A 15458-nucleotide genomic window follows, 5' to 3' on the forward strand; every position below is an offset into this window, starting at 1 on the left:
TCCGTTGGTTCAATCCCTGGCCATCTGGCTGCAGATCTCCGCCACGCGCCGGGTCGCTTCGGGCTTGGCAAGACCGCGCGCCTGATGCGCCATCTCTCTGAGTCGGGGCCGCGACAGCGAGGCCAGCGTCTGCGCCAGCCCGCTCGCGGTCAGTTCGTTCTGTTGGACCAGCAAGGCGGCATCCTGGGTCGAGAGGAATTCCGCATTGGTGGTCTGGTGGTCATCGACCGCATGCGGGAACGGCACGAACAGTGCCGCCACGCCTGCCGCCGCCACCTCCGACACGGTCATTGCGCCCGCGCGGCAGATCACCAGATCCGCCTCTGCGTATGCCGCCGCCATGTCGTCGATAAAGGGCAAGGCTTCCGCCGCCACGCCGGCAGCCTGGTAGTTGGCGCGCAGCGTGTCGATCTGCTTCGCGCCGGCCTGGTGCTTGACCAGCGGGCGCTCGCCTTGCGGCAGCAGCGCCAGCGCCTTGGGCACGACCTCGTTGAGTGCCGCCGCGCCCAGGCTGCCGCCCACCACCAGCAGCCGCAACGGGCCGGTGCGGCCGTCGTAGCGCGCTTCGGGCGCCGGCATGTGCGCCACTTCGTCTCGCACCGGGTTGCCGGTCCACTCGCTGTCCGGCAGGGCATTCGGGAAGGCGCACAGAACCCGGTCCGCGACCTTGGCCAGCACCTTGTTGGCCAGCCCGGCAATCGAGTTCTGCTCGTGCAGCACCAGCGGGCGCCCCAGCAGCGAGGCCATCATGCCGGCGGGGAACGTGATATAGCCACCCATGCCCAGCACCACATTGGGCCGCACCCGGCGCAGCGCCTGCAGGCTCTGCCAGAAGGCGCGCAACAGGTTCAGCGGCAGCATCAGCTTGGTCAGCGGGCCCTTGCCGCGCAGGCCGCCAAACTGGATAAACTCCATCGGGATGTCGTACTTGGGCACCAGCGTGGCTTCCATGCCGGTGCGATTGCCCAGCCATACCACCCGCCAGCCCTGCTCACGCAGCGCGCGCGCGACCGCCAGCCCGGGGAAGACATGCCCCCCGGTGCCGCCAGCCATCACGAGCAAGGTGCGCGGTGCGCTCATACCTTGCCCCCGCGCATCATGACCCGGTTCTCGTAGTCGATGCGCAGCAGGATCGCCAGCGCTACGCAATTCATCAAAATGCCCGAGCCGCCGTAGCTCACCAGCGGCAAGGTCAGCCCCTTGGTCGGCAGCAGGCCAAGGTTCACGCCCATATTGATAAAGGTCTGCCAGCCAACCCAGATGCCGATGCCCTTGGCCACCAGGCCGGCAAAGGTACGGTCGAGCTGCAGCGCGGTGCGGCCGATGCCAAAGGCGCGGCGCACCATCCAGTAGAACAATACGATCACCACCAGCACACCCACAAAGCCGAACTCCTCGCCAATCACGGCGAGGATGAAGTCGGTATGCGCCTCGGGCAGGTAGTGCAGCTTCTCGATGCTGCCGCCCAGCCCCACCCCGGTCCACTCGCCGCGGCCGAAGGCGATCAGCGAATGGGTGAGCTGGTAAGCCTTGCCCAGCGCGTTGGCTTCTTCCCACGGGTTGAGATAAGCGAAGATCCGCTCGCGCCGCCAGGGCGACGCCGTGATCAGCAGCGCGAACGCGCCCACCGCCACGCCAACCAGGCCGGCGAACAGCTTGCCGTTGATGCCGCCGAGGAAGAGGATGCCCATGGCGACGGTGGCCACCACCAGGAAGGCGCCCATGTCGGGCTCCAGCAGCAGCAGCATGCCGACCACCACCACGGCCACGCCCATCGGCAGGAAGCCCTTGCCCACGTTCTGCATCCACTCCTGCTTGCGCACGGTGTAGTTGGCGGTGTACAGCACCACCGCCAGCTTCATGAGCTCGGAGGGCTGGAAGTTCATGATGCCCAGCGGAATCCAGCGCCGCGCGCCATTCACGCCCTTGCCCACGAACGGCACCAGCACGACGATCAGCATCAACAGCGCGATCACGAACAGCTTGGGCGCGTACTTATCCCAGAACTTGACCGGGATCTGGAAGGCCAGCAGGCCCATCGACAGGCCGATGAACAGCGCAAACGCGTGGCGCGCGAGGAAGTGGCTCTCGCGGTAGTTGGCATAGCGCGGCGAGTCAGGCAGCGCGATCGAGGCCGAATAGACCATCACCAGGCCAAGCGCGAGCAGCACGATCGCCACCCACAGCAGTGGCTGGTCGTACTCCATCATGCGCGAGCGCGTCGGCTTGACGCCGGACACCGCATCGCGCAGGCCGCCCCAGGCGTTGCCGATGGTGGCCCCGATAAAGCCGCTACGCTTGACCTGTGCGTCGCTCATGGCACGATCCCCCTGGACATCGCCAGTTCTTCCACCGCGGCGCGAAAGACTTCGGCACGGTGCACATAATTACGGAACATGTCGAGGCTGGCGCACGCCGGCGACAGCAGCACGGCGTCGCCGCCCTGCGCCGCACCGGCTGCCAGCGTGACGGCCTGCTCCAGCGTGGCGGCATCGGCCAGCGTGACGCCGGTATCCTGGAGCGCGCGGCGCAGCTCGCCGGCATCCTTGCCGATCAGCACCACGGCGCGCGCGTACTGTGCCACCGGCGCGGCAAGCGGCGAGAAATCCTGCCCCTTGCCTTCCCCGCCGGCAATCAGCACCACCCGCTTGTCCAGGCCGGACAACGCGGCGACGGTGGCGCCCACATTGGTGCCCTTGCTGTCATCGAAGAACTCGACATCATCCACCGTGGCGACCCACTCCACGCGGTGCGGCTCGCCGCGGTACTCGCGCAGGCCATGCAGCAACGCGTTCATCGGCAGGTCGATGGCGCGGCACAGCGCCAGCGCGGCCATGGCGTTGGTGGCGTTGTGCATGCCACGGATATGCAGCGCGTCGGCAGGCATCAGGCGCTTGTGGCGCACCGGCACGGCTTCCACGGTCTCGGCGGCCGCGGCCTTGCGGCGGCGCGGCTTGTTCTCGCCTTCGGCTTCGCTATCGGGCTCGGCCACCACCAGCCAGGGCATGCCGCCCTCGCGCTGGACGCCGAAGCAGCCCGGGAACTCGGGCAGATCGGTGCCGAAGGTCACCAGTGCGCCTGCCGGGCGGGCCATATCCAGGCTGAGACGGTCGTTGCGGTTCAGGATCTGCAGGCAGCCGGCTTCGCCGGGCGCCGGCGCCGGGCCGAAGATCCGAGCCTTGGCGGCGGCATAGGCTTCCATGCTGCCGTGCCAGTCCAGATGGTCCTGGGTGATGTTGAGCACCGTGGCCGCGTGCGGCGCCAGCGTGTGCGTGGTCTCCAGCTGGAAGCTCGACAGTTCCAGCACCCAGACCTCGGGCAGCGTGGCCGAGGCGATGCAGGCGGACAGCTTGTCCAGCGCCGACGGACTGATATTTCCCGCCACCGCCACGCTCTTGCCGGCGCGCTCCACCAGGCGGCCGGTCAACGCGGTAGTGGTGGTCTTGCCGTTGGTGCCGGTGATGGCCAGCAGCTTCGGCGCGTAGCCGGACTCTGCCCGCAGATGCGCGAGCGCGCGCGCGAACAGCTCGATTTCGCCCCAGACTGGAATGCCACGCTCGCGCGCCACCGCCAGCAGCGCGGCGGTACCCGTCTCCAGCGGCGACAGGCCAGGGCTGATCGTTACCAGTTCGATGCCGTCCAGCAGCGTTTCGGCCAGGGCGCCGCCATGAAACTCGGCCGAGGGCAGCTCGGCCTGCAGGAAGACCAGGTTGGCGGGAGCCTCGCGCGTGTCGGCAACGCGCACGGGGGCACCATACAGGCCGCACCAGCGCGCCATCGCCAGCCCCGATTCGCCGAGGCCCAGCACCAGCACATGAGGTTTTTGCAACTCGCCAAACACTTCGATTCCCGCCTTTATTGCGTTACTGCGTTAGTAGATACGCGCTGGTTTCAGCGCAGCTTGAGCGACGACAGCCCAATCAGCACCAGCAACATGGTGATGATCCAGAAGCGCACCGTCACCTGCGTTTCCTTCCAGCCCGACAATTCGAAGTGGTGGTGCAGCGGCGCCATCTTGAACAACCGCCTGCCCTCGCCGTAGCGCCGCTTGGTGATCTTGAACCAGCCCACCTGCAGCATCACCGACAGCGTTTCCACCACGAAGATGCCGCCCATCACGAACAGCACAATCTCCTGGCGCACGATCACCGCCACGGTGCCCAGCGCGCCGCCCAGCGCCAGCGCGCCAACGTCGCCCATGAAGACCTGGGCCGGGTGCGCGTTGAACCAGAGGAAGGCCAGGCCCGCCCCCGCCAGCGCCGAACAAAAGATCAGCAACTCGCCAGCCCCGGGAATATGCGGGAACAGCAGGTACTTGCTGTAGACCGAACTGCCCATCACGTAGGCAAACACGCCCAGCCCGCTGCCAACCAGCACCACCGGCATGATCACCAGGCCGTCCAGGCCATCGGTCAGGTTCACCGCATTGCTCGAACCCACAATCACCAGATAGGTCAGCACGATGAAGCCGGCCACGCCCAACGGATAGCTCACTTCCTTGAAGAAAGGCACGATCAGGTTGGACTTGTAAGGCATGTCGAGCGACAAACCGCCTTCGACCCAGCCCAGGAACAGGTCCCACACCCGCACATTGCTGCTTTCCGATACCGAGAACGCCAGGTAGACCGCGGCCACCAGGCCGATCAGGGTCTGCCAGAAAAACTTCTCGCGGCTCGACATGCCGCGCGGATCGCGATAGACCACCTTGCGGTAGTCATCCACCCAGCCAATCGCGCCGTAGCCCAGGGTCACCAGCATCACGACCCAGATGAAGCGGTTGCCCCAGTCGCACCACAGCAACGTGGAGATGGCGATCGACACCAGCACCAGCACGCCGCCCATGGTGGGCGTGCCGGCCTTGACCAGGTGCGACTGCGGGCCGATGGTGCGCACCGCCTGGCCGATCTTGAGTTCGGTCAGCTTGCGGATCACCCACGGCCCAAGGCCGAGCCCGATCAAAAGCGCGGTGAGGTTAGCCATCACCGCGCGGAAGGTCAGGTAGTTGAAGACCCGCAGGAAGCTGTAGTCGTTTTGCAGCCACTGGGCCAGAGCCAATAACATCGTGTGTCCGTATTCCTTTCGACAACCGCCCGGTCGGGCCGGGCTATCAGATTGATTCGTTAATTACTGTTGATGACGATTAATGCGTGGGAGTGTTTGCGACCAGCGCATCGACCATCCGTTCCATCCGCATGAACCGAGATCCCTTCACCAGTACCGCGCTTGCCGCCGCCACGGTACCGTCCTTGTCTTGCGCCAACGCCTGGGCGAGGTCCTCGGCCCGTTCAAAATACCGGGCTGTGGCGCCAAATGCCTGCACGGCGTGCACCATGGCCTCGCCGGTTGCCCACAGCGCCTCGATGCCGCGCGCGTTCGCATAGGCGCCGATCTCCGTATGGAAGGCCGGCCCCTGGTCGCCCACTTCCGCCATGTCGCCCAGCACCAGCAGGCGCGGCGCGGCAAATCCCGCCAGCACGTCGATGGCCGCTCGTACCGAATCGGGATTGGCGTTGTAGCTGTCATCGATCACCAGCGTGCCGCCGGCGGCATGCTTGACCTGCAGCCGGCCCTTGACCGCGGCAAACCCGGCCAGCCCTGCCTGGATCGCCTCGATGCCGATGCCGGCGCCCAGCGCGCAGGCGATCGCCGCCAGCGCGTTGCGCACGTTGTGAGTGCCAAGCACCGACAGGCGGACCTCGAACGCAGCACCGGGCGCGCTGACCTGCATCACTTGCACGCCGTCGTCCAAAGCCACATCGGCGCGGACATCGGCGCTGGCATCCAGGCCAAACGACAGCACGCGGCGCGCACCGGCTGCCTGGCGCCAGATGCCCGCATGCGTGCCGCCGCCTTCGGCGTCGAGCGGGAATACCGCCACGCCGTCTGCGGGCAACGCAGCGATCGCCGCGGCGTGTTCATGCGCCACGGCCTCGACGTTCACCATGAACTCCTGGTGCTCGCGCTGCGCGTTGGTCACCACCGCCACGGTAGGCTGGGCGATGCTGGCCAGGTAGACGGTCTCACCCGGGTGGTTCATGCCGAGCTCGAGCACGGCGAGCCGGTGCGCGGCGGACAGCCGCAGCACGGTCAGCGGCAAGCCGATATCGTTGTTCAGGTTGCCGCCCGTTGCCAGGCGGGCGCCCTCCCCTACCGCCGCCGCGAAGATCGCGGCGATCATCTCCTTGACGGTGGTCTTGCCGTTACTGCCCGTCACCGCGACCGCGGGCAGGCTGAAACGGCAGCGCCAGCCGGCGGCCAGCTGGCCCAGTGCCAGGCGGGTATCGGGCACCACGATGGCGGGAATACCAAGCGCGGCGTCGGGCTCACGGTCCACCAGCACCGCGGCGGCGCCACGCGCCACCACGTCGGCCAGGAAATCGTGCGCGTCGAAGCGCTCGCCCTTGAGCGCGACGAACAGGTCGCCCGGCTGAACCGTGCGGCTGTCGGTCAGCACGCGCGAGAACGCCCGGCTGGCTGCGCCATCGGGCCCGGAAAGACGCGCGCCGGCGATCCAGCCGGCGGCTTGCTGCAAATCGGTCATGGTGTATTGCGTCATGCTGACACCCCACGCGTGCCCAGCGTCAGCCGGACATGCTCGCGGTCGGAGAAAGGCCGCTTGCGGCCCTGCACCTCCTGGGTAGCTTCATGCCCCTTGCCGGCCACCAGCACCACATCGGCTACGGTGGCGTGCTTGATGGCGTACAGGATGGCGGCTGCGCGGTCCTCGATCAGGTGCGCGCGGCTGCGGTCGGCCATGCCGTCGGCAATGGCGTTCAGGATGTCTTGCGGGTCTTCGCTACGCGGGTTGTCGCTGGTCAGCACCACCTCGTCGGCAAGCCGCTCGGCCACTTCGCCCATCAGCGGGCGCTTGATCGGGTCGCGGTCGCCGCCACAGCCGAACACGCACCACAGCCGGCCCCGGCGGGCCTGTGCCACTGGGCGCAGCGCGTCCAGCGTCTTTTCCAGTGCATCCGGGGTATGGGCGTAATCGACCACCGCCAGCGGCCCGTCCTGGCCGCCATGGCTGCCGCCGAACAACTCCATGCGGCCGTCGACCGGCTTGAGCGTGCGCAGCGCGTCGAGGGCAGCGTCCCAGGCAATGCCGTTGGCCAGCGTGGCGCCCAGCACGGCGAGCAGGTTGCTGACATTGAAGGCGGCGATCATCGGCGTGCTGACATCGGCGCTGCCGAAGCTGCCATCCACATGGAAGGCGGTACCTGCCGCGGTGGCGCGCACGTTGGTCGCGCGCAGCCACTGGCCGGTCTTGCGGGTCGGGGCGGCCGCGCCATCGATGCCGTATTCGATCACCTGCGCGGCGAGCGCGGGGCTGGCCAGCAGGCGGCCACCCATGGCATCGTCGCGGTTGATCACGGCGGCACGCAGGCCGGGCCATTGGAACAGCAGGGCCTTGGCCGCCTCGTACTCGGCCATGGTGCCGTGGTAGTCGAGATGGTCCTGGGTCAGGTTGGTCAGCACCGCCACCGCAAAGTGGGTGCCGTCCACGCGGCCTTGCTCCAGGCCGTGCGAGGACACTTCCATGGCGACCGCGCGCGCACCGGCGCCATGCAGCGCGGCCAGGCTGTCCTGCAGCTGGACGGCGTCGGGCGTGGTGAAGCCGGTCGCCGTGAGCGCGTCAGGAAAACCGGTGCCAAGCGTGCCGATGGTGGCGCAGCGCTTGCCCGTGGCCTGCAGCACGCGCGCCAGCCACTGGCTGCACGACGTCTTGCCATTGGTGCCGGTGATGCCGGTCACAGCGAGATCGCGCGCGGCGTTGTCATACCAGCCGGCGGCAATCGGGCCGGCGAGCTGGTGCAGGCCCGACACGCCAAGGTGCGGCACGCCTTCGCCATGCGGCCAGGCGAAGCCATCGGCCTCAAAGACCACGGCGCTGGCGCCGCGGGCGATCGCCTGGGCGATATGCGGGCGCCCATCGGTCGACAGGCGCGCATTGCCCAGCACATAAGCAAAGAACACGTCGCCCTGGGCCAGCCGGCGCGTGTCGCCGGTCAGCTTGGCGCCGGCGGGGGCGTGCTGGCGCAGCCAGGCCAGCGCGTCGGCGGCCTGGGCGGCGATCTCGAGGGGAAGCAGCGTCCGGGTCATTGCGTCGCGCTCCACGGTTCGCTTTCCTGCACCTTGTCGCTCACGACCAACTGGCGGATCGGCGAATCCGGTTGCACATTGAGTGCACGCAGCGCGCCGCCGGTAATCGCGGAGAAGGCCGGGCCCGCCGCGGCGCCACCGTAGTGGCTGCCCGAAGTAGGCTCATCCACGCTCACGGCCACGATCACGCGCGGGTTGGACATCGGCGCCAGGCCGATGAAGGAAGCCCGGTACTTGCTGCGGTCGTAGCCGCGGCCCACGTGCTTGTACGCCGTGCCCGTCTTGCCGCCGACCCGGTAGCCCATCACCTGGGCTTCGGGGGCAGTGCCGCCGGGCGCCGTCACCGTCTCCAGCATGGCCCGCACCTGGCGCGCCACCTCGGGCGACAGCACGCGCTCGCCAGTGACCGGGCCCTGGTTCCGGAACATGGTGACCGGGATCAGTTCGCCATCATGGGCGAAGATGGTGTAAGCGTGGGCGATCTGGAACAGCGACACCGACAGGCCGTAGCCATAGGACATGGTCGCCTGCTCGATGGGCCGCCAGCTCTTGTACGGGCGCACCCGTCCGGCCACGGCGCCGGGGAAGCCGATCTTGGGCGCCTGGCCCAGGCCCACGCTCATATACATATCCCACATTTCCTGCGGCTTGAGCAGCATCGAAATCTTGGTCGTGCCGATGTTGCTGGACTTCTGGATGATGCCGGCCACGGTCAGCGCCCCGTAGTTATGGGTGTCGCTGATGGTGGCGCCTTCGTAGGTGAACTTGCCGGTCGTGGCAAATACCGTCGACGGCGTGACCCGCTTGAGCTGCAGCGCCAGGCCGATCGTGATCGGCTTCATCATCGAGCCCGGCTCGAAGGTGTCGGTCAGGACCCGGTTGCGCAGCTGCTCGCCCGACAGGCGGGTGCGGTCGTTGGGGTTGTAGGTCGGCCAGTTGGCCAGCGCCAGCACCTCGCCGGTCTGCGCGTCGAGCACCACGGCGCTGGCCGCCTTGGCCTTGCTGCGCTCGACGATGGCCTTGACCTCGTTGTAGGCCAGGTACTGGATCTTGGCGTCGATGGAGAGCTGCTGGTCCTCGCCGTCGCGCGGCGTCTTGAGGATGCCCACATCCTCCACCACGCGGCCAAGGCGGTCCTTGATCACCTGGCGCGCGCCGGACTTGCCGGCCAGCACGCCCTCGCGCGCCAGCTCCACGCCTTCCTGGCCGCGGTCTTCGACATTGGTAAAGCCGACGATGTGCGCCATCGCCTCGCCTTCCGGATAGAAGCGCTTGTATTCGCGGGTCTGGTGAATGCCTTCGATCTTGAGCGCGGCGATCTTGTCGGCGACATCCGGCAGCACCTGGCGCTTCAGGTAAACGAAGCTCTTGTCTTCCGTGAATTTGCGGCGCAGCTCCTTGTCGCTCATGTCGAGCAGCTTGCTCAACTGGCGGATCTTGTCAGCGTCGATCTCGTCGGGCACATCCTCCGGGACCGCCCAGATGGCCTTCACGGGCAAGCTGGTCGCCAGCACCAGCCCATTGCGGTCGAGGATCTTGCCGCGCGTTGCGGGCAGCTCGAGCGTGCGCTGGAAGCGCTTCTTGCCTTCGGCCTCGTAGAACTGGTTGCCCGGGCCCTGGATCCAGAGCGCGCGCCCGGCCAGGGCGACGAAGGCGGCGAACATCATGAACACCACCAGCTTCGAGCGCCACATCGGCAGGCGCAGGCCAAGCACGGGGCTAGCGGCGAACTGGCCGGTGCGCGGGCGCGAAGGGTTGCCGCGCTGGGCGTTTTGCGAGGGCCGGGCGATGGTCATGGCTTACTCCCCTCGGGTGCTGCAGCCGCGGGCGCGCTGGCGGGCGGCGCGTCCAGCACCACGCCGGCCAGGTATTGGGTCCTGCCGGGAAGCACCGGCGTCATCTTCAGCTGTGTCCGCGCTGCATCCGCTATGCGCGCGCTCTTGCCGAGCGAGCTCTGCTGGTACTGCAAGCGGGACCAGTCGATGTCGAGCTGCTTTTCTTCCGCCTGCGCGCGCTCGTGGGCGACGAACAGGGTGCGGGCCTGGTGCTGCGCGCTCACCAGCGAGAGCGCGCACAGCATCAGGGCAGCCAGCAGGAAGAAAGTCAGGCGGTTCATGGGCGGCCCGCCTTCTGGGTGGAGGCGGACGAAGGGGACGCCGGGGACGGCAGCTTCTCGGCCACGCGCATCACTGCGGAGCGGGCACGCGGATTGGCGGCGACCTCGTCGGCGCCCGGCTTGACCCGGCCGAGCAGCTTCAGCGTGGGCTGCGGCAGCTGGTCCGCGCGCAGTGGCGCGCGGCGCATGGCGGGATCGGCATTCTGCTGCGGACGGGCGTGCGCCTGCATGAACCGCTTGACGATGCGGTCCTCAAGCGAATGAAAACTGATGACCACCAGCCGCCCGCCTTCCTGCAACAAGTCGTAAGCGGCGCTCAGGCCGCTTTCGAGGTCCGCAAGCTCTTGATTGACGTGAATCCGTAGAGCCTGAAAGGTGCGGGTCGCAGGGTCCTGACCCTTCTCGCGTGTTTTGACGGCTTTCGCCACGAGCGCGGCAAGCTCGGCAGTAGTGGTAAGCGGTCCGCCATGGCCGGGTTCGCTCCGGCGAGCAACAACCGCCTTTGCAATCTGTACAGCAAACCGTTCTTCCCCATAGTCCCGTATCACCCTCGCGATGTCTTGCTCATCCGCTTGCGCCAGCCACTGCGCGGCGGTCATGCCGCGCGTGGTGTCCATGCGCATGTCCAGCGGTCCCTCGAAGCGAAAGGAAAACCCCCGCTCCGCGTCGTCGATCTGGGGTGAGCTGATGCCCAGGTCAAGCAATATCCCGGCGACCTTTCCCCGGCCCGCCAGCGCCGCCGGCATCTCGGCGAAGCTGGTGTGCTCAATGGAGAAGCGGGCATCCTTGATGGTGCCCGCCTCTGCGATTGCTGCCGGATCCTTGTCGAAGGCCACCAGTGCCCCGGCCGGGCCCAGCCGGGCCAGAATTGCCCGGCTGTGCCCCCCTCTGCCGAAGGTGCCGTCCACATAGACGCCATCGGGCCGCCAGACCAGGGCTTCGACAGCCTCGTCCAGCAACACGGTGCGATGGCGCAGGGCGGTGGTCCCCGGCGTTTGGGTTGAGCTCATGACCTCGTCAAAAAGAGAAATTCTTTAATGCTTCCGGCATGCCCTGCGCCATCGCCTGCTGTTCCTTGGCGGCGTAGGTTGCGGCATCCCAGACTTCGAAATGGCTGCCCATACCGAGCAGCATGACTTCCTTGTCGAGCAAGGCGGCGCTACGCAGCTCGGGCGCGATCAGCACCCGGCCCGCGCCGTCCATGTCGACATCAGCGGCATTGCCCAGGAAGATGCGCTTCCACCAGTGCGCGTCCATCGGCAAAGCCGCAATGCGACCACGGAAGTTTTCCCATTCAGGGCGCGGAAACAGCAGCAGGCAGCCGTCCGGGTGCTTGGTCAGCGTTACCCGGCCCTCGGCCTGCTGTTGTAGCGCTTCACGGTGCCGCGCCGGAATCGACATCCGGCCCTTGGCATCCAGTGACAGCGCCGATGCGCCCTGAAACAAGCTAGCTCCCCGGTCCGCGCCGGCATGCTTGCCACCGGCTGGCGCGTGAATCCTTTAAATCCGACGTTGGGCGATGATCCCATAGCCAGACTGCGTTTTCACACAAAATCACACTTCCTCACACTATTTCCCACTTTAGAGGAAGCGATTTCACGGGTCAAGGCTCGTTATGGGGCAACAATCCGGGTTTTTTTAATTAGAACAATGACTTAGCGCGCACACCTCGCGCACCGAAAAAGTGAATTCCCAATGAAATGAAGATCTTATGGAAGAAAGCAGAGAAACCACCTGAGAACAACTGAGGAAGGAACTGCCTGCAGCAGGAAAAACGGCCGAGCCGGACCGATGGAAGGATACAACGTTTTCACGTCTACCCCGCGTGCGGGGGGTACCTGACTTGCCGGCGCGCGAGGCGATGATGGGGCGGGGCTTCCCGCTCCGGCGCCGTCCCTCAGATCCGATACGCGGCGGTGGTCATCACCTTGGAGGCCGCCCGCATCATCGCGCGCACCGGCGAGGGCAACGGCATGCCGCCCGCCTCGCGTGCGGCAGCGCCGTGCCTCACCTCGTCATCGCGCATCTGCTCCAGGATCGCGCGCGACCGGTCGTCGGCAACGGGGATCTGCTCGAGATGGCCATTCAGGTGCTGCTCGACCTGGTACTCGGTCTCGGAGACGAATCCCAGGCTGACCCGGTCGCCCGCTCGCCCCGCCGCCCAGCCAATGGCAAACGCGCCGGCGTACCAGAGCGGGTTGAGCAGGCTGGGACGCGAGCCGAGCTCGCGCAGGCGTTCGGCGCACCAGCCGAGGTGGTCTTCTTCCTCGCGCGCGGCCTCATCCATCTGTGCGCGAACCTGCGGCGTGCGCGCGGTCAGCTTCTGCGCCTGGTAAAGGGCCTGCGCGCAGACCTCACCCACGTGGTTGATGCGCATGAGCCCGGCGACGTGGCGGCGTTGCGTCTCGTCGAGGCTCTGCGCATCGGGCGCAAGCGCCTCGGCGGGATTGGCACGACTGGCGCGGGTGACGCCTGCGATCGCGCGCAAGGCCACATCGAATTCGCGAATCAAGGTATCCATGGATGCATGCGCTGGTGGTTGCTCGGAGCGGTTCCGCGTCCCACGCCCTGGCGAAGGGGAGATGGACCGATGAATACGCTCTCGGGATTTCCCGCATTGTACCGTGGCCGACTTGCCGGGCCTCTCCCGCCCGGCCTGCGTTGGCAAGGGCCGGATACTCCAAAACCCTGAGTTGTGAAAAGCTGACAAGGGCAGTGAACCCGATTGTGAATCAAGGGCGGTTTGTTACAGTAGTTGGCAGCTTCTGACGAAGTTGGGTAAGCGGAAAATGGAGACTCAGGAGGTTTCTCCGCTGGCCACCAATAATTCTTACACGGAGATCATCGAGCATGAAAAAATCGCTTCTCGCGCTGGCTGCGTTGGGTGCATTCGCGGGTGCCGCACAGGCCCAGTCCAGCGTGACGCTGTACGGCGTTGCGGATATGAACCTCGAATACGTCAGTCACCTCGGCGTTGCACCGGCGGCCACCAACGGCTTCAGTACCGGCCGCGGCAACTCCGTCTTTCGCATGTCCTCCGGTGGCCTGTCCGGCTCGCGTTGGGGCCTGCGCGGCGTGGAAGACCTGGGCGGCGGCTTGAAGGCGCTGTTCGTGCTCGAAAACGGCTTCGCCCTCGACACCGGCTCGCTGCAGCAAGGCGGCCGCCTGTTCGGTCGTCAAGCGTACGTGGGGATCGAAAGCGCCCAGGTTGGCCGCTTCACCTTTGGTCGCCAGTACACCACGCTGTTCGACCTGCTCGCCAACTTCTCGCCCAGCGGCTACGCCACCCAGTATGAGCCGGTGGTCGCCCAGCTCGGCCTGAACTTCCGCTCCGACAACACCGCCAAGTACACGGGCGTATTCGGTCCGGTGACCGCGATCGCGCACTGGTCCTTCGGCAACGGCGTGGCAGGCAACGGCGAAGTCCCGGGCCAGTTCCGCCGCGACACCGGCTATGGCGCCGGCGTGGCCTACGCTGCCGGTCCGTTCGGCGCGACCATCGCCTACGACCAATACAACCCGACCCTGAGCGCGACCGGCGACACCGGCACGTTCAAGAAGGCGGCAGTGGCAGGCAGCTACGCCTTCGGCCCGGCCAAGATCATGGGCGGCTATCGCTGGGGCCAGGCCAAGGCACAGAACGGCGCGTCCATTCTGCGCGACAACTACTACTGGATCGGTGCCAACTACCAGGTCACCGCACCGCTGGGCCTGACGCTGCAGTACAACTATGACGACGTCAAGAGCCTCGGCGGCGTCAACGTCAAGAACCCGTGGCAGGTTTCGTTCATCGCCGACTACAACCTGTCCAAGCGCACCGACGTTTATCTGACCGCTGCGTTCGCGAAGAACGCAGGCCTGAACCTCGACACGTCGGCGATCAGCTTCGCCAATACCTACTTCCTCGGCAGCAACAACAACAACATGCTGGGCGCCGGCGTGGGTATCCGCCACAAGTTCTAAGCGCATCCGCGCGACACGGCAAAGGCACCTTCGGGTGCCTTTTTTTCATGGCGCGGCCTCGCCTCTCGGTCCTAGGGCATCACCTCATCGGCAGATTGTTATGCCGACACTACAATGCAGCAGCCTTCCGGATGCATCGGCGATACGTACCGCGTCATTGCGCCATCGCGCCGTCCGGCAAAACGCAGGCACCCATAAGGAGACCCCATGCACCGCACCCGCCGCCGCGCGACCCTCAGGCTGCTTGCCACCATCGCCGGTGCCTGCCTTGGCCCCCTTGCCTGGCAAGCGCCCGCGCAAGCCGCGGACCCCTACCCCAACAAGCCGATCCGCCTGGTGGTGCCGTTCCCTGCCGGCGGCACGACGGACATCCTGGCGCGCGCAGTGGCCGCCGAGCTATCGAAGCTCCAGGGCTGGAACGTAGTCGTCGACAACCGGCCGGGCGCAGGCGGCAACATCGGCGCCGACATGGTCGCCAAGGCCGCGCCGGACGGCTACACGCTGCTGATGGGCACGGTGGGCACGCATGGCATCAACCAGTCTCTGTACGGCAAGCTGCCGTTCGACCCGGTCAAGGACTTCGCCCCCATCACCGAGGTGGCCTCGGTGCCCAATGTGCTGGTGGTCAACCCCGCCTTCGCGCAGCAAAACCGCATCAACAACGTCACGGACCTGATCGCCTATGCGCGCGCCAACCCCGGCAAGCTCAATATGGCGTCGAGCGGCAACGGTACCTCGATCCACCTGGCAGGCGAGCTGTTCAAGACCCAGACCCGTACCTTCATGGTGCACTTCCCCTACAAGGGCAGCGGCCCGGCCCTGACCGACCTGGCGGGCGGCACCATGCAGCTGATGTTCGACAACCTGCCCTCGTCGATGGCGCTGATCAAGAGCGGCAAGCTCAAGGCGCTGGCGGTCACCAGCGCCAAACCCTCGCCGGCGCTGCCGGGCGTGCCAACGGTGGCAGAGACGGCCCGCCTGCCGGGCTTCGAGGCCAGTTCCTGGTTCGGCTTGCTGGCGCCCGCCGGCACGCCGCACGACATCGTCGCGCGCGTCCAGCAGGAAGTCGCGCGCGCGCTGGCCACGCCGGCCATGCGCGAAAAGATGCTGGCCCAGGGTGCCGACCCGGTCGGCAACACGCCGGAGCAGTTCGCCGCCGTTATCCGCGCCGAGCTCGCCAAGTGGGCCAAGGTGGTCAAGGACTCGGGCGCCAAGGTCGATTGAGGCGCGGGCCGGCCCGTGGCGGCGTGCGAGCGCATATACTTGAGGCATCAAACAA

The 15458-nt window shown here is 66.8% G+C and carries 13 protein-coding genes; 2 read left to right on the forward strand and 11 right to left on the reverse strand.

What is annotated here, in order from left to right; all coding sequences use genetic code 11:
- Positions 1 to 9: 9 nt before the first annotated feature.
- From murG to coq7, 11 genes are all read right to left on the reverse strand, one after another.
- Positions 10 to 1080: an undecaprenyldiphospho-muramoylpentapeptide beta-N-acetylglucosaminyltransferase gene (murG, locus tag ACX12D_RS17165; protein WP_441633969.1), complete on the reverse strand. Its 1071-nt coding sequence runs from the start codon at positions 1078 to 1080 to the stop codon at positions 10 to 12.
- A complete protein-coding gene (gene ftsW, locus ACX12D_RS17170) occupies positions 1077 to 2318 on the reverse strand; it encodes a putative lipid II flippase FtsW (RefSeq protein WP_459372056.1) in 1242 nt (413 codons plus the stop codon). Before ftsW ends, murG begins: the two co-directional genes overlap by 4 nt.
- Positions 2315 to 3841 (reverse strand): UDP-N-acetylmuramoyl-L-alanine--D-glutamate ligase, encoded by a 1527-nt coding sequence (gene murD, locus ACX12D_RS17175; protein ID WP_459372057.1) that lies wholly within the window; start codon positions 3839 to 3841, stop codon positions 2315 to 2317. Before murD ends, ftsW begins: the two co-directional genes overlap by 4 nt.
- A 50-nt stretch (positions 3842 to 3891) precedes the next feature.
- Positions 3892 to 5061: a phospho-N-acetylmuramoyl-pentapeptide-transferase gene (gene mraY, locus ACX12D_RS17180; RefSeq protein WP_017227540.1), complete on the reverse strand. Its 1170-nt coding sequence runs from the start codon at positions 5059 to 5061 to the stop codon at positions 3892 to 3894.
- Positions 5062 to 5140: 79 nt separating this feature from the next.
- On the reverse strand, positions 5141 to 6556 hold the full coding sequence (locus ACX12D_RS17185) for a UDP-N-acetylmuramoyl-tripeptide--D-alanyl-D-alanine ligase (RefSeq protein WP_459372058.1): 1416 nt from the start codon (positions 6554 to 6556) through the stop codon (positions 5141 to 5143).
- A complete protein-coding gene (locus ACX12D_RS17190) occupies positions 6553 to 8100 on the reverse strand; it encodes a UDP-N-acetylmuramoyl-L-alanyl-D-glutamate--2,6-diaminopimelate ligase (protein WP_459372059.1) in 1548 nt (515 codons plus the stop codon). The genes ACX12D_RS17185 and ACX12D_RS17190 overlap by 4 nt, the downstream gene beginning before the upstream one ends.
- A complete protein-coding gene (locus ACX12D_RS17195; RefSeq protein ID WP_459372060.1) occupies positions 8097 to 9896 on the reverse strand; it encodes a peptidoglycan D,D-transpeptidase FtsI family protein in 1800 nt (599 codons plus the stop codon). The genes ACX12D_RS17190 and ACX12D_RS17195 overlap by 4 nt, the downstream gene beginning before the upstream one ends.
- Positions 9893 to 10216, reverse strand: a complete 324-nt coding sequence (ftsL, locus tag ACX12D_RS17200) for a cell division protein FtsL (protein ID WP_043349840.1) — start codon at positions 10214 to 10216, stop codon at positions 9893 to 9895. Before ftsL ends, ACX12D_RS17195 begins: the two co-directional genes overlap by 4 nt.
- Positions 10213 to 11226 carry a 16S rRNA (cytosine(1402)-N(4))-methyltransferase RsmH gene (rsmH, locus tag ACX12D_RS17205; protein WP_459372061.1) on the reverse strand — a complete coding sequence of 338 codons (1014 nt, stop codon included), beginning with the start codon at positions 11224 to 11226 and terminating at the stop codon, positions 10213 to 10215. Before rsmH ends, ftsL begins: the two co-directional genes overlap by 4 nt.
- A 7-nt stretch (positions 11227 to 11233) precedes the next feature.
- Positions 11234 to 11662 carry a division/cell wall cluster transcriptional repressor MraZ gene (gene mraZ / locus ACX12D_RS17210; RefSeq protein WP_150986800.1) on the reverse strand — a complete coding sequence of 143 codons (429 nt, stop codon included), beginning with the start codon at positions 11660 to 11662 and terminating at the stop codon, positions 11234 to 11236.
- Positions 11663 to 12113: 451 nt separating this feature from the next.
- Positions 12114 to 12737: a 2-polyprenyl-3-methyl-6-methoxy-1,4-benzoquinone monooxygenase gene (gene coq7 / locus ACX12D_RS17215; RefSeq protein ID WP_174423057.1), complete on the reverse strand. Its 624-nt coding sequence runs from the start codon at positions 12735 to 12737 to the stop codon at positions 12114 to 12116.
- A gap of 329 nt (positions 12738 to 13066) precedes the next feature.
- Here coq7 and ACX12D_RS17220 point away from each other — a divergent pair, with 329 nt between their 5' ends.
- A complete protein-coding gene (locus ACX12D_RS17220) occupies positions 13067 to 14179 on the forward strand; it encodes a porin (RefSeq protein WP_459372062.1) in 1113 nt (370 codons plus the stop codon).
- A 207-nt stretch (positions 14180 to 14386) separates the two neighbouring features.
- Positions 14387 to 15403, forward strand: coding sequence for a Bug family tripartite tricarboxylate transporter substrate binding protein (locus tag ACX12D_RS17225; RefSeq protein ID WP_459372063.1), 1017 nt, complete (start codon positions 14387 to 14389; stop codon positions 15401 to 15403).
- Positions 15404 to 15458 lie beyond the last annotated feature (55 nt).

Source organism: Cupriavidus sp. PET2-C1 (assembly GCF_054515855.1).